The sequence below is a fragment of the Nocardiopsis algeriensis genome (genome assembly GCF_014203695.1).
Classification (GTDB): domain Bacteria; phylum Actinomycetota; class Actinomycetes; order Streptosporangiales; family Streptosporangiaceae; genus Nocardiopsis; species Nocardiopsis algeriensis.
The window spans coordinates 110,809-124,437 of the sequence record NZ_JACHJO010000011.1; the positions used below are offsets into that span (position 1 = coordinate 110,809).

14 protein-coding genes are annotated in these 13,629 nt (G+C 70.8%); 11 read left to right on the forward strand and 3 right to left on the reverse strand.

Annotation, left to right across the window (positions count from 1 at the left end; all coding sequences use genetic code 11):
- Positions 1-56 precede the first annotated feature (56 nt).
- Positions 57-1,166 carry a M20 family metallopeptidase gene (locus FHS13_RS17965; RefSeq protein WP_184293102.1) on the reverse strand — a complete coding sequence of 370 codons (1,110 nt, stop codon included), beginning with the start codon at positions 1,164-1,166 and terminating at the stop codon, positions 57-59.
- A gap of 281 nt (positions 1,167-1,447) precedes the next feature.
- Here FHS13_RS17965 and FHS13_RS17970 point away from each other — a divergent pair, with 281 nt between their 5' ends.
- On the forward strand, positions 1,448-2,215 hold the full coding sequence (locus FHS13_RS17970) for a class I SAM-dependent methyltransferase (RefSeq protein ID WP_184293103.1): 768 nt from the start codon (positions 1,448-1,450) through the stop codon (positions 2,213-2,215).
- 84 nt (positions 2,216-2,299) lie between these two features.
- Here the strand turns inward: FHS13_RS17970 and FHS13_RS17975 are convergent, their stop codons facing one another.
- Positions 2,300-3,010: a L,D-transpeptidase family protein gene (locus FHS13_RS17975; protein WP_184293104.1), complete on the reverse strand. Its 711-nt coding sequence runs from the start codon at positions 3,008-3,010 to the stop codon at positions 2,300-2,302.
- Between the two features lie 204 nt (positions 3,011-3,214).
- Here FHS13_RS17975 and FHS13_RS17980 point away from each other — a divergent pair, with 204 nt between their 5' ends.
- The 9 genes from FHS13_RS17980 to FHS13_RS18020 all read left to right on the forward strand — a co-directional run bounded on the left by FHS13_RS17980 (position 3,215) and on the right by FHS13_RS18020 (position 10,917).
- The gene (locus tag FHS13_RS17980) at positions 3,215-4,015 is read left to right on the forward strand and encodes an ABC-2 family transporter protein (RefSeq protein WP_184293105.1); all 801 of its coding nucleotides are present in this window, start codon (positions 3,215-3,217) and stop codon (positions 4,013-4,015) included.
- The gene (locus FHS13_RS17985; RefSeq protein WP_343065074.1) at positions 4,008-4,847 is read left to right on the forward strand and encodes an ABC transporter permease; all 840 of its coding nucleotides are present in this window, start codon (positions 4,008-4,010) and stop codon (positions 4,845-4,847) included. Before FHS13_RS17980 ends, FHS13_RS17985 begins: the two co-directional genes overlap by 8 nt.
- Before the next feature lie 3 nt (positions 4,848-4,850).
- Positions 4,851-5,843, forward strand: a complete 993-nt coding sequence (locus FHS13_RS17990) for an ABC transporter ATP-binding protein (RefSeq protein WP_184293106.1) — start codon at positions 4,851-4,853, stop codon at positions 5,841-5,843.
- Positions 5,840-6,727 carry a DMT family transporter gene (locus tag FHS13_RS17995; protein ID WP_425491186.1) on the forward strand — a complete coding sequence of 296 codons (888 nt, stop codon included), beginning with the start codon at positions 5,840-5,842 and terminating at the stop codon, positions 6,725-6,727. The genes FHS13_RS17990 and FHS13_RS17995 overlap by 4 nt, the downstream gene beginning before the upstream one ends.
- Before the next feature lie 90 nt (positions 6,728-6,817).
- Positions 6,818-7,180: a hypothetical protein gene (locus FHS13_RS18000; protein WP_184293107.1), complete on the forward strand. Its 363-nt coding sequence runs from the start codon at positions 6,818-6,820 to the stop codon at positions 7,178-7,180.
- On the forward strand, positions 7,170-8,729 hold the full coding sequence (locus FHS13_RS18005; RefSeq protein ID WP_184293108.1) for a sensor histidine kinase: 1,560 nt from the start codon (positions 7,170-7,172) through the stop codon (positions 8,727-8,729). Before FHS13_RS18000 ends, FHS13_RS18005 begins: the two co-directional genes overlap by 11 nt.
- The gene (locus FHS13_RS18010; RefSeq protein ID WP_184293109.1) at positions 8,726-9,391 is read left to right on the forward strand and encodes a response regulator; all 666 of its coding nucleotides are present in this window, start codon (positions 8,726-8,728) and stop codon (positions 9,389-9,391) included. Before FHS13_RS18005 ends, FHS13_RS18010 begins: the two co-directional genes overlap by 4 nt.
- 147 nt (positions 9,392-9,538) lie before the next feature.
- Entirely contained in the window at positions 9,539-10,129 is a 591-nt protein-coding gene (locus tag FHS13_RS18015; RefSeq protein WP_184293110.1) for a DUF4956 domain-containing protein, read from the forward strand.
- On the forward strand, positions 10,126-10,917 hold the full coding sequence (locus FHS13_RS18020; protein WP_343065075.1) for a polyphosphate polymerase domain-containing protein: 792 nt from the start codon (positions 10,126-10,128) through the stop codon (positions 10,915-10,917). The genes FHS13_RS18015 and FHS13_RS18020 overlap by 4 nt, the downstream gene beginning before the upstream one ends.
- A 228-nt stretch (positions 10,918-11,145) precedes the next feature.
- Here the strand turns inward: FHS13_RS18020 and FHS13_RS18025 are convergent, their stop codons facing one another.
- A complete protein-coding gene (locus FHS13_RS18025) occupies positions 11,146-11,907 on the reverse strand; it encodes a phosphatase PAP2 family protein (RefSeq protein WP_343065080.1) in 762 nt (253 codons plus the stop codon).
- 791 nt (positions 11,908-12,698) lie between these two features.
- Here FHS13_RS18025 and FHS13_RS18030 point away from each other — a divergent pair.
- Positions 12,699-13,364, forward strand: coding sequence for a GntR family transcriptional regulator (locus tag FHS13_RS18030; RefSeq protein WP_184293200.1), 666 nt, complete (start codon positions 12,699-12,701; stop codon positions 13,362-13,364).
- Positions 13,365-13,629 lie beyond the last annotated feature (265 nt).

Genomic DNA, 13,629 nt, shown 5'->3' on the forward strand with positions numbered 1-13,629 from the left:
CTGGGCGGCAAAGGACGAGGAGATGGCGGCTGTGACCGAGGGCAGATCGTTCGCTCTCACTCGAGGCGAGAGTTCCGGATCGCGTCCACCAGTCCGGTGACGAGTTCGGCTCGCTCCTCCATCGCACCGACCACCAGGTACTCGTGGTCGGCGTGGGCACCGCCGCCGACTGCCCCCAGACCGTCGAGTGTCGGCACTCCCAGCGCGGCCGTGAAGTTGCCGTCGCTGCCACCGCCGACCGCTCTCCCCTCGATGCCCGGCAGCAACTGCTGCGCCATCTCGAACAGTCCTGCCGACGCCGATTCCTGCATCGGAGGACGCCCGATCTCCCCTCGGACCGCGATCTCGGCCTCGTCCAGGTGCGGGGTCAGCGCCGCGAACGCCGTTTCGACCCGCTCCTTCTCCTCGGCCGACTCCACCCGGACGTCGACAACGATCGTCGCCTCGGCGGGAACCACGTTGTCCGAGGTCCCCGCCGAGGCCACCGTCGGCGTCACCGTCGTCCCGACCTCCGGGTTGTTCAGCGCCGCGATGTCCAACACCTGGTGCGCCGCCTCGATCAACGCATTCACCCCCGCGGCCGGCTCCAGCCCCGCATGCGAGGCTCTCCCCGTGACGGACACCCGGAACGTGCCGCATCCCTTGCGGCCCGTCTTCAGCCCTCCGCCCTCGGCCGCGCCCTCGAACACCAGCACGGCACCACAGGCACGAGCCCGTTCCTCGATCAGGGGCCGGGAGGAGACCGAACCGACCTCCTCGTCGGCGGTCACCAAGATCTCCACACCCGACAGATCCTCCAGTGCCGCCAGGCCGTGAACGGCCTGCACCAGCCCACCGAGCATGTCGAAGACCCCGGGGCCCGTCGCATGTCCGCCCTCCACCCGGAACGGACGCCGCTCCAGTGTGCCCAGCGGAAACACTGTGTCGTGGTGTCCGAGGATCAGCACCCGAGGTTCGCCGCCGCCCGACCAGTGCACGTGCGGCCCCGCCTCACTTCCCACCAGAACGGCCTGACCACCCAGTCTGCTCTCGATGACCGCCGCCACGGTCCTGGCCGATGCGCCCAAGGCATCGAGATCACGCGACGGGGACTCGACCTCGACAAGTGCCCGCAGGTCGTGGAGCATCGCGTCCACGCTCACATCGACGCTTCTGTGCATCCCCATGTCCTCTCGGTTGTGCCTGCGGTCAGGTCAGAAGCTGTCGGCAACGGTGCCGGCGTACCGCCCGCAGGACCAGGTGCGGCCCGGCAGCAGTGTGGCAGTGAAAGAGGGCCTCCACCGCAGCGGGCAGGCCGGTGGCCCCGGCAGAGGCGGCGACGCGGACAGGGCTCCACCGACCGAGCAGAGGAAATACCGCCCGTCCCTCTCACCGCAGGAGGCTTCTCGTTCCACGTTCCCGTGTTTCCCTCCTTCCCGCACGGGGACATGGCCACGGGAGGACGATGATGAGCGTGCAGCAGAAGTTCGACGGCCTGTCGGACGACTACGACCGGTACCGGCCCCGGTATCCGAGCGGTCTTCTCCGGGCCGTCGCGGACGAACTCGCCCCCTTCGACGAGGTGACCGCCGTGGACACCGGTGCGGGCACCGGGATCGCCCTGGAGGGAATGATTCCGGCCCTGGGCGGCTCCGCACGCCACCTCGCGGTCGATGTGTCCCAGGGCATGGTGGACCGGGGACGGGAGAAGTTTCCGGAGGTGCGGTGGGCGGTCGGTCCCGCCGAGGAGTTCCTGGAGAATCTGCGTGAGCCGGTGCAGCTGATCGTCGCCGCCCAGGCCTACCAGTGGATGGACCGGGCGCGCTACGCCGACGCCGCCCTCGCGGCGCTGGTGCCCGGCGGTGTACTGGCCGTCCTGCAGAACAACCGGGACTTCTCGGCCAGTGCTTTCCTGGACGCCTACGAGGAGCTGCTGGAGAAGCACAGCCCCGGCTACAGCCGCCACTACCGGGACTTCGACATCGAGGCGGAACTCGGGGCGGTCTTCCGCCCGTCCGGCGGCAGGGTGCGGACCGCGGTCGAGCGGTGGACGCGGTCGATGGGGGTCGACGACTTCGTGCGCATGTCCTCCTCGTCGACCCAGGTCCAGCGGGCCGTGGCGCGGGAGGGCGATGCCTTCCTCCGGCGCGTGAGGAGCCTGTGCGAGGAGTACGCACAGGACGGAGCGGTCGGCCTTCCCTACCGCTCCGAGCTGTTCCTCTGCGTCAAGGGTTGAGAGATCGTGTTCCGGCTGCCCTCCGGGCCGGTCGGACAAGGGCATGGGCGGCAAGCGCCGACGTGACGTCATCCGCCTTCCGGATCAGCGGACGAGGACGGTGGTGTGGATGTCGAGGTTTCCGCTCTCCCAGAGCCAGTCCATGGCGGCCAGGCTCACGCGGGCGCACCCCTTGGAGGCGGGCTGGGCCGGGACGACCGGGTAGCCGTGCACGGCGATGCCGCCGTTGAAGTACCGGGGCCGGTACAGCGCGCCGTAGGGCCCGGGGTCCCAGTCGTCGACCTCGCGGAAAACCGTGTAGGTGCCGGTCGGGGTCGTGGCGATCCGCTCGGAGCCGTCCGAGCCCTCGTAGGGCTTGCCGGAGCCGGTGGAGGTGTGGATGACGCGCTCCACCTCGCCGTCGGAGACCACCAGCAGCAGCTGGCGCTCCAGGTCGATCTCCACCAGGTCGCCCGAGGTGCTCTGCGCCTGCGGGAGCACGCCCTCGGCGAGCGCGGCGCGGGTGTCGGGGCCCACGATCCCGTCGCGGGCGATTCCGGCGGCCTTCTGCAGCGCCACCACGGCGTGCTCGGTGTGGAGGCCGAACTCGCCGTCCACACCGTCGATCCAGTAGCCCAGGTCGGCCAGGCGCTCCTGGACCTCGATCACCTGGGCGCCGCTGCTGCCCCGGCGCAGTTCCGAGGCCGGAGCGGCGGACGCCGCCGGGGCGGACAGTGCCAGCAGGGCGAACGCCGCGACCAGGGACAGGAGCGCGGTCGCCGTTCTCCGTACGGGGAGTGACAGGGGGGTTTCCATACGTTCTGCTTACCCACATGTCCGCCGTTTCCTCCGGGACTTTCCGACTGTGGACAGAAGAGGCCCCGGACCGGAAAACACCCCCGCGGCCACGGTCGGCTGTGCTATGTTCACTCCCTGCGGCGCCCCGGACCTGAGCACGAAGGCATCAGGGACGTGCCGGACTTCCTGCCCTGCACGTTCCGAAACAGAGATTCCTTTCCCGTGCGCGTCTACACAGAGGTGTACGTCCGAGGGCTGCGCCGCCGTTCCACATATCGTGCGGCCACGCTCGGCGGGCTCTTCACCAACACCGTCTTCGGCTGCATCAACGCCGCCGTCATGCTCGCCCTGTTCGCCGCCCGTCCCGAGATCAACGGCTACGACGCGGAAGACGCCGTCACCCAGGTCTTCGTCTGCCAGGCCCTCCTCGGCGTGGTCGCCGTCATGGGACCGCCGCTGGAGCTGGGTGAGCGCATCCGCAGCGGCGACGTCGGCACCGACCTGCTGCGCCCGGTGTCCCTGCTCGGCTGGTGGTTGGCCGAGGACCTGGGCCGGGCCTCGTTCAACCTCCTCTTCCGGTCGGCGCCGATCCTGGGAGCCGGGGCGCTGCTGTTCGACCTCCGCCTGCCCGGGGAGGCCGGCCGCTGGCTGCTGGTCCTGACCTCCGTCGCGCTGGCCGCGCTGGTCTCCTTCGCCCTGCGCTACCTGTACGAGGTGGCCGGGTTCTGGCTCCTGGACACCCGGGGCGTGTGGGCGGTCATGGGGGTGTTCGGCCCGGTGGCAGCCGGAATGCTGATCCCGCTTCCCCTCTTCCCGCCCGGGGTGTCCGACGTGCTGCGGACGCTGCCGTGGGCGTCGATCGCGCAGATCCCCACCGAGATCGTCCTGGGCAAGGACGGCCTGCTCGGGGAAGGCGCCGCCGGCGGGCTGCTCCTGCAGGCGACGTGGGCCGCGCTCCTGCTGGCCCTGGGCGCGTGGGCCACCTCGCGGGCCACGCGCAGGGTGGTGGTCCAGGGTGGCTGACACCTCGTTCCGGCAGGCCGCCGACTCCGTGCTGTGGCCGCTCCGCTCCTATCTCCTGCTGGCCCGGACGTGGATGCGCGCCCAGGCCCAGTACCCCGTGTCGCTGCTGCTGACGGCCCTGGGCACCGGGCTGGCCGCGGTCAGCGAGATCCTCGCCGTCCTGGTCGTGTTCGACCACGCCGGGGTCCTGGCCGGGTTCACCGTGGCCGAGGGGCTGCTGCTGGCGGGCACGGCCAACCTGGCCTTCGGCTGCGCCGACCTGCTCATGGGCGCGGTGGAGCGGCTGGGCGTGCACATCCGGGCCGGAAGCCTGGACACGATGCTGGTGCGCCCGGTCCCCCCTCTGGTGCAGCTGGCCACCGACCACTTCGCGCTGCGGCGCCTGGGCAAGATCGTGCCGGCCGCGGTGACGACCGGCGCGGCCCTGCACCTGTGCGACATCGACTGGACACTCGGCAAGGTACTGATGCTGCCGGTGCTGCTGGTGTCGGGGACCGCTGTCGCCGCCTCGGTGTGGGTGGCCGGCGCCTGCGTGCAGTTCTTCGCCACCGACTCCCGCGATGCCGCCAACAGCCTCACCTACGGCGGGCAGGCCCTGACCGAGTACCCGCTCGCGATCTACGCCAAGGAGGTCGTGCTCGCGGTGACCTTCGCGGTTCCGCTGGCCTTCGTCGGCTGGCAGCCCGTCCTGTACCTGCTCGACCGCCCCGACCCCACCGGGCTGCCCGACGCCCTGCGCCTCGCCCCGCCCCTCGTCGCCCTCGTCTCGTGCGCGGCCGCCGCCCTGCTGTGGCGCCTGGGTCTGCGCCACTACCGATCCACCGGGAGCTGACCGATGACCGCACACGACACCGTCGTCGAGGCCCGGGGCCTCGGCCGCGACTTCACCGTCTCCGAGGGTCCCTTCCTGCGCCGCCGCAGGTGCACGGTCAGCGCCGTGCACGGCATCGACCTGACCGTGCGCTCCGGAGAGATCGTCGGCTACCTCGGCCCCAACGGCGCCGGCAAGAGCAGCACCATGAAGATGCTTACCGGCATCCTCACCCCCACGTCGGGCAGTCTGCGCGTGCTCGGCATGGAGCCGTCGCGCCGCCGCACCCGCCTGGCCCGGCGGATCGGGGTGGTCTTCGGTCAGCGCACCACCCTGTGGTGGGACCTGCCCCTGCGCGACAGCCTGGAGCTGGCCCGGCACATGTACCGGGTCCCCGCCGCCGACCACGCCCGGCGCCTGGGCAGGCTCACCGAACTCCTGGAACTGGGGCCGTTCCTGGACACACCGGTGCGCCGGCTCAGCCTGGGGCAGCGCATGCGCGGCGACCTGACGGCGGCCCTGCTGCACGGCCCCGACCTGCTGGTCCTGGACGAGCCGACCATCGGGCTGGACGTGGTGAGCAAGTCGGCCATCCGCGAGTTCCTGCTGCGGCTCAACACCGAGGAGGGCACGACGATCCTGCTGACCACGCACGACCTGGGCGACGTCGAGCGCCTGTGCGAGCGCGTCGTGGTGATCGACCGGGGCAGCCTCGCCTACGACGGGAGCCTCGACGGGCTGCGCGCGAGCATGCCCGTTCCCCGGGTCCTGACGGTGGACCTGGCCGTCCCCGCACCGGCCCTGGAGGTGGAAGGCGCCCGGTGCGTGCGCGTGGAGGGGCCCCGACAGTGGCTGGAGCTGTCCGACAACCCGGCCGCGGTGATCGCGCGGGTCACCCGGGACCACGGGGTCACCGACCTGACACTGCGCGAACCCGACATCGAGGGCGTGGTGGCCGCTCTGTATCGGGGCTCGGCCCGCACCGGTGCCGACGGAACGCGTAGTTTGTCAGGGTGACGAACCCGGACCCGATCTGGTGGGGCGTCCTCTTCGCCCTGCTGTCGTGCACCTCCTACACCGCCGCCGCGGTGGCGCAGCGCCACCTCGCCACACGCATCGACGGTCCGCTCACCGGGGGAGGCCGGCTGGGGATGCTGCTGCGGCACCCCCTGTGGTGGGTGTCCCTGCTGTTCAACTGCGGCCGGGCAGGCTTCCAGGTGGCGGCGGTGAGCAACGCACCGCTCACCGTGGTCCAGCCGCTGGGCGTGATGGTGCTGGTGTTCGGAATTCCCCTGTCGGCCCGGGTGGGCGGCCGCCGGGTCAGACGCTCCGAGTGGCTCGGTGCCGCGCTCACCGTGGTGTCTCTGGGAGCTCTGCTGTCGGTGGCGGTCACCAGTGGGACGGGCGGCGTGCTCGACGACGCCGGCTCGCTGGTGGTGGGGGGCGGAACGGCGGTGCTGCTGCTGGCCACCGCCTGGGCGGCGGGCCGGGTGCCCTCGGCGCGGTGGCGCAGCTACCTGCTGGCCGGGGCCGCCGGGGTGGCGTTCGGGGTCTCCTCCGCCACCACCAAGACAGCGGTGGCGGTGATCGCCGCCGACGGGGTCGCCGGGCTGCTGCATCCGTCGACCCTGGCCACGCCGGTGATCGCCGTGCTCGGCCTGCTGCTGTCCCAGGCCGCCTACCAGGGGATGGACCTGGGCGCTCCGCTGGGGATCACGATCTTCGCCAACCCCGCCGCCGCGACCCTCGTCGGAATCGGGTTCATGGGCAAGTCCTACGCCGGCGGCTGGGCCGGAGCCGCCGTGGCACTGGTGAGCGCCCTGGCCGCGGCCCAGGGGGTCCGGCTGCTGACCGTCACGCCCCGCACCGCGGAGGACGGAAGGGTCCCGGCCGCGGAGTAAGCCGCGGCCGCGGCGAGGCGCGGACCGAGGATGAAAGGATCCTCATGTTCGCTTCATCCCGGGTTCCCGTCGGCACGGGACGCTGCAGGTATGAGATCACCGCTCGTTCCGCTCGTCACCGCCGCGATCGCGACCCTCCTCGCCGGAGGAGTCGCCCTCGCATGGGCGATGTCCCCCGGGGCACCGGAGTCCTCCTCCCCCGCCGAGGTCGTGGTGGGCGGGTCGCCGGGGTCCGCGCCGAGCGGGAGCCCGCCGCCGGAGGGCGTGGTCGCGCCCCCGCCGCCGGTGACCGGAGACGGCGCTCCGGACGGTCGCGGTCCCGACTCCGCCGAGCCTCCGCCCTCCACCGGGGAGGAACCGGCCGGCTCCCCCCTCGTTCCCTGTGACGACGATGACGACGATGACGACGGCGAGGACGACGACTGCGAGGAGGACGACGACGATGACGACTGACCCCGGCGCGGGCGCGGACTCCTCCGCCGAGGGCCGCGCGGGAGCTGCCGCCTCGCGGGTCCGGTCGTCGACCACCGCCCTGTTCCCCACCATGGTCCTGCGCGGCCCCGTACCGGAGCCCGGACAGCGGCGGCGGATCCCCGCACGGCTCATCATCATGGCGTGGGTCGTCCTGCTGATGGCCCTCGTCCTGGCCCTCGTCAACGTCGTCACCTGGAGCGCGCTGGCCGCAAAGCTGGACGAGCGGGTCGACCGTGCGCTCACCCAGGAACTGGGTGAGTTCCAGGAGTTCGCCGGGGTCGGTGTCGACCCCGCGACCGGTGAGGCCTTCACCGACGTGTCCTCGCTCGTACGGGTGTACCTGGAGCGCCAGTACCCGGACGAGTCGGAGATCCTCTTCGGCTGGACGGAGGACGCCTCGGACGCCGGCGGGCCCGGGCGCATCCGCCAGGGGCAGGAACCGCCCTTCGACCTGTCGGCCGAACCCGCGATGGTCGAGGAGGTCCTCGGGGACCCGGGCGGACGCGGCGTGCTCGACACCCCCGCGGGGCCGGTGGAGTGGGCGAAGGTGCGCGTGCTGCCGCCCGACGGGACGGGAGCCGCCGGCTGGTTCGTCATCGGCTACTTCACCGAGCGCGACCAGGAGACGGTGGACTCCACCGTGCGGACGATCGTGCTCGTCAGCCTGGTGGGGCTGCTCGCCGCCGGCGCCGCCGCCTGGTGGGTGGCCGGCGTCATCCTCGCACCCGCACGGTTGGTCCGCGAAGCGGCCGCGCAGATCACCGAGGAGGACCTCACCCAGCGCATCGACGTCTCCGGACGCGACGACATCGCGGCCCTCGCCGAGCAGTTCAACAGCATGCTGGACCGCTTGGAGGCCGCCTTCACCGAGCAGAGGCGGTTCGTCGACGACGCCGGGCACGAACTGCGCACCCCCATCACCATCGTGCGCGGGCACCTGGAGCTGATGGGCGACGACCCCGAGGAGCGCCGCGAGGTGGTGCGCCTGGTCACCGACGAGCTGGACCGGATGGGGCGGATCGTGGAGGACATGCTGCTGCTCGCCAAGTCGCAGCAGCCCGATTTCGTGCGTCCCCGGGAGGTGTCGCTGGCGGAGCTGACCAGTGACATCGACGCCAAGGTGCGTACGCTCGGCGACCGCGACTGGCGGCTGGAGTCGGTGGCCGAGGGCACGTGGCGGCTCGATCCGCAGCGCATCACCCAGGCCGTGGTGCAGCTGGCCGCCAACGCCGTCCGGCACACCGAAACCGGGTCGGTACTGCGGACCGGTTCGGTCGTCGTCGGCTCCGACGTCCTGTTCTGGGTCACCGACCACGGCCCCGGGATCCCCGCCGAGGAGCACGGCCGCGTCTTCGAGCGCTTCTCCCGCGTCGGGAACACGTCCCGGGGCGACCGGGGCGCCGGCCTGGGCCTGGCCATCGTCCGGGCCATCACCGAGGCGCACCGGGGGCGGGTCGACCTGCGCTCGGCGCCCGGGGAGGGGTCCACCTTCACCCTCGTCGTCCCCCGGGGAAGGGAGCACGCGTGAGCCGCATCCTCATCGTCGAGGACGAGGAGAGGATCGCCTCGTTCGTCCGCAAGGGCCTGGCGGCCGGAGGATTCGCGACGACGGTCGTGGCCACCGGCGCGGAGGCGGTCGACCACGCGGTGACCGGCGGGTTCGACCTCATGCTCCTGGACCTGGGGCTGCCCGACACCGACGGCTTCGACGTGCTGCGACGGATCCGCGCGCTCGGTGTGGACATGCCGGTGGTGATCCTGACCGCGCGCGACGGGGTGCGGGACACGGTGACCGGGTTGGAGATCGGCGCGGACGACTACGTCACCAAGCCGTTCCGGTTCGAGGAGCTGCTGGCGCGGGTGCGGCTGCGGATGCGCAGGGAGCGCCCGGTCGACCTCACGGTGCTGCGCGCCGGAGGGCTCGCTCTGGACCTGCGTACCCGCCGGGTGGCGGTCGGAGGCGGCACCGTCGACCTGACCGCGCGCGAGTTCGCCCTGCTGGAACTGCTGATGCGCCATCCCGGCCAGGTGCTGAGCCGCCAGCAGATGCTGTCCCACGTGTGGGGTTACGACCACGATCCCGGGTCGAACGTGGTCGACGTGTTCGTGCGCGCCCTGCGCCGCAAGGTGGGGGCCGACCGGATCGTCACCGTGCGCGGCATGGGATATCGGTTCGAGGACCGGTCCTGAGCCCGGCCTGCGGGGACCTTTCAGCCGCACAGAACAATTGACATAAATCGGGGTGAAACAAGTATTTCCACCTCAACCCTGTTTTCCATGAGACCCTTTTCATCCAATACTCATGAATACATCATCCCAGCTCTTTAGGATGAGATCATGTTCTGGTTCGCGCTGTCGGTCGACCTGACCGCAATCATGATTCTGTCGTACGCCATTTATTTTCGCCGCCACGGGCGCCGGGACCTGCTGCTGGCCTACATTTCCCTCAACACCGGGATCTTCGCCGTCGTTTCGGTCCTGGGCAACCAGCAAGTCGGAATGGCCGTCGGTTTCGGTCTGTTCGGTGTCCTGGCCATCCTGCGCCTGAGGTCCGACCTCATCAGCCAGGGGGAGATCGGCTATTACTTCACCTCGATCACCCTGGGTCTGATCAATGCGGTCGCCTCCTCACCCTGGATGCTGCTGGGGATGAACGCGCTCATGCTCGGCGTGCTGTACGCGGCGGACCACCCCCTGCTCCTCTCCCGGCACGGGCGGCGCATGCTCACCCTGGACGTGGTGCACGAGGACCCCGTGTCGCTGCGGCAGGATCTCTCGGCGCGGCTGCACGGACAGGTCACCCGCGTGGACGTGATGGAGATCGACTACGTGCGCGACCTGATGGTGGTCGACGTGCGCTTCCAGGCGGCCCCGCACGAGCGTGCTCCCCGCCGCTCCTTCTTCAACGCCCGGGCAGGTGCCAGGTGAGCACTCCCCGGCTGTCCCCCGCCGAGCTCCGCGACCTGGCTCCGCTGTCGCTGGAGGAGGTCAACGAGCGCGCGGCCCTGATCACGCGCAGCTGCCGCAAGTACCTCTTTCCCGCCGACCTGCTGCCCGAGCTGTTCACGGGGCAGTTCGGAGTGCTGGAGATCGAGGGCCTGCGCTCCTTCCGCTACTCGTCGACCTACCTGGACACCCCGTGCCTGCAGACCTTCCGCGACCACCGGCAGGGACGGCGTCTGCGCTTCAAGGCCAGGGTGCGGACCTACCTGGACACGGGGACGCGCATGTTCGAGGTCAAGGCGAAAGGGGCCCGGGGGCTCACCGAGAAGGTCAGAACGGCCTACGACGGCCCGCCCGACCAGCTCGTCCCCGCCATGCGGCGGTTTCTGGAGGACACCCTCGCCGGGTACGGGATCTCCCCGCCCGGACCCCTGGTCGCGAGCGCGGTGACCGATTACCGGAGGACGACGATCGTGGCGCTCTCCGGCGAGGAGCGGGTGACGGTCGACACCGACCTGGTGGGCAGGCGCGGAGGCCGGTCGGTGCGGATGCGGCCGGACACGGTGCTGCTGGAGGTCAAGACCCGGGGCGGCCTCACCCCGACCGAACGCCGTCTGCACCGGCACGGTTTCCGCGAGGTCAGGTTCAGCAAGTACACAACGACGGTTGCCGCACTGGAACCGGGCATGCGGGGCAACCCCTGGCACCGCGCGATGGCCGCACACCTGGACCGGCCCCGGGCGGACGACCTGGTGGAGGACCTCTCGGCCTGACGTTTCACGTGAAACGCCGGAGGTGGCCACCGTCCCGTATCCGATGCGGGACGGTGGCCGGGCCGGGACCCTCCCCGCTACAAGAAGGGCCGTCCGGCTGCTCCAGATCTTGCCAGGTCCGGCGCACGGCGTCACGGCCTCCGGGGCGTCCTTCCCCGGCCGGGGGCGCGGAAGCGGGCAATCCCGCACACGGAAGAGGCGCCCACCTGCCGGTGGGCGCCTCGTGTCTCACTCGCCGGGGGGCGGCTCCTCCTGGCGTCCGTACCAGGGCCACCACTCGACCGTCCGCCCCGAGGGGAACATCCGGTCCAGGCGGACGGTGAGGCGTAGCGCGAATCCGCCCGCGATCATCCCCGCCAGCAGGTCGGTGAACCAGTGGAAGTGCAGGTAGATCGAGACCGCTGCCTGGAGCGCCGCGATCGCGACGATGCAGTACGCCAGCCGGCGGATGATGTGCGGCCGAGCCGCGCCGAAGCGGACGATGAGGTAGAGCACCAACCCGTAGATGAGGATCGCGTTCGCGCCGTGCCCCGAGGGAAAGGCCACGTTCCCCATGCCCGCGAAGAAGTCGGGGTCGTAGTTCTTGGCGTGGCCGCGGTTGAACGCCAGCTTCATGATCGAGACCAGCGACATCATCCCCACCACGCCGACCGCGCTCAGCACCATCGGCCGCCAGCTCCGGTGCCAGTAGGCCAGCTGGAGAGCGGTCACCCCCAGGACCGGCAGCGCGACGTAACGGGAGGCCACGTTGTCGGGCCAGTGGATGAGCGGCTCGCGCAGGGTGTCCCAGAAGGGCCGGGGCAGCTCGTTGAGGAAGTTGTCCACCGGGTGGAGCGGGCCCGCCGCGAGCATCGTCATCGCGATGAGGGCCACGGCGAGGATGATGGCGATCCGGTCCGAGGCCAGGCCCCAGGCGATCTCGCTCACGCTCGGCCACGTGACCGAACGCACGACGGGCGGGCCGGGCGCGTATGCTTCGCCGCGTACCACCGGAATGGGGCCGCTGTAGGGCCCGGGAGCCGGGGTGGCCCCCTCTTCCCTGCCGTGTGTCATGCTCACGTGTCTCGCCCTCGGGTGCCGGATCCTCGAAGTGTGCGTCATGTGCTCAGCGCTCGTCTCACGATGTGTGGGCTCGCCTGCAGCACTGGCTGGGCGGGGGAACGGCTGGGCCCTGTTTTTCGGATGGTGGGGACTCGGTTGTGCCGAGGGATGCGACAGCATCCAGAAAACACGGCTCGGCCTTTGCGGACGTGGTTCACCGACTTCCTCCGGCCGAATCGGGGAGAGAGGGTGCCTCCCTCCGGTTCGACGGCCGGTCCTTCCGGACGGTTCGCCTCTGGGCGGCCGTCCACCGGGCAGGACCGGCATCCGGGGCGCGGATGCTCGACAGCAGTGGTCGTTTCCGAGGTGCTCGCACACCCCGCGGCGGATCATCGGCGCGGGTGGGGACACCTCGTTCACTCGTTCGCCGTTGCGTCTATCACTCTCTGTGCGGTTTTGTGTGAATATTGCCGACAGACGAGCCTACCCGCACACGTCCCCTCCCTTCCGTCCCAAGGGCTCAAGTGTGACTCTTCTGCCTTGCACTTTGCCGGGGAACGGATACTGGACAGGAAGGGTTCACCGCCGCGCGACCCGCTCGCTGCCCCTCCTCCGGCAGCCCGAGTCCCGCTGTACAGGAGGCCCGCGCCCGTGTGGCACCCTTCAATGAGCTTGTAGAGACGCTGAGCGAACCGGCCCGCGCACGCCGTGTGCGGGCCGTCGAACGGGAAGGGCCCTGGATGGTCGACCTGCCGAGGTTGCCGGACGATCCCTCGAGACTGGCACGCGAGCCGCTGAGGGAGCAGATCCGGCAGGTACTGGTCGAGGGGCTGCTGTCGGGGCGCTGGAAGCCCGGCGAGCGCATCGTCGAGCGCCGTATCGCCACCGAGCTCAAGGTGAGCCAGGCCCCTGTCCGGGAGGCCCTGCGCGAGCTGGAGACGCTGCGGCTGATCGAGACCGTGCCCAACAAGGGCGCCCGGGTGAGGGACTTCGGGGTCCGGGACATGGCGGAAATCTATCCCGTGCGCGCCGGACTCGAGCTCGTCGCGGCCCGGCTGGCGGCGCCGCGGCTGGCCGCCGACCCCTCTCCCCTGGAGCGGGAGGTGGAGCTGCTCAGGCTGGCCACCGCCGAGGGCGACGTCTCGGGGCAGATCCGGCACAGTGTCGAGTTCCATCGCGAGATCGTACGGGCGGCGCACAACAGCGTGCTGCTGCACACGTGGGAGTCCCTGGGCGTCGAGGTGTGGACGACCCTGTCGGTGCGCTGGCTGGACATGGAGCTGCACGCCAAGGCCGCCGACCACGAGCAGATCACCCGCGCTTTCCGTGAAGGGGACCCGTCGGTCGGTGAGATGGTCAGCGACCACGTGCTCAACTACGTGGAGGCGGCCCTGCGGGCCCGGTGAGGAGGCACCCCTGCCGTGTCTTTTTCCGGTATCTGCCGTAAAGTCGTATTGATCGATCATCGATCAGACCGTAGAGTGTGCGCGACGCACGTCACACCCAGACGGACTCTTACGGGCGTCCGGAATCGTTCATCCGGCCGGTGAACGAACCCGGGCACCGACCGCCGCCCCGCACGACACGGATGCATAGGGCGGAGGAGACCGGGAAGCATCCGGTCAGGGGTCCGGGTGACAACCGCAGGCGAGATTCCGCCGGCCTTCGTGT

Coding starts and splice junctions, on each gene's coding strand:
- FHS13_RS17965 (WP_184293102.1), bottom strand. CDS start 1,166: ATGGGGATGCACAGAAGCGTCGATGTGAGCGTGGACGCGATGCTCCAC.
- FHS13_RS17970 (WP_184293103.1), top strand. CDS start 1,448: ATGAGCGTGCAGCAGAAGTTCGACGGCCTGTCGGACGACTACGACCGG.
- FHS13_RS17975 (WP_184293104.1), bottom strand. CDS start 3,010: ATGGAAACCCCCCTGTCACTCCCCGTACGGAGAACGGCGACCGCGCTC.
- FHS13_RS17990 (WP_184293106.1), top strand. CDS start 4,851: ATGACCGCACACGACACCGTCGTCGAGGCCCGGGGCCTCGGCCGCGAC.
- FHS13_RS18000 (WP_184293107.1), top strand. CDS start 6,818: ATGAGATCACCGCTCGTTCCGCTCGTCACCGCCGCGATCGCGACCCTC.
- FHS13_RS18005 (WP_184293108.1), top strand. CDS start 7,170: ATGACGACTGACCCCGGCGCGGGCGCGGACTCCTCCGCCGAGGGCCGC.
- FHS13_RS18015 (WP_184293110.1), top strand. CDS start 9,539: ATGTTCTGGTTCGCGCTGTCGGTCGACCTGACCGCAATCATGATTCTG.
- FHS13_RS18030 (WP_184293200.1), top strand. CDS start 12,699: ATGGTCGACCTGCCGAGGTTGCCGGACGATCCCTCGAGACTGGCACGC.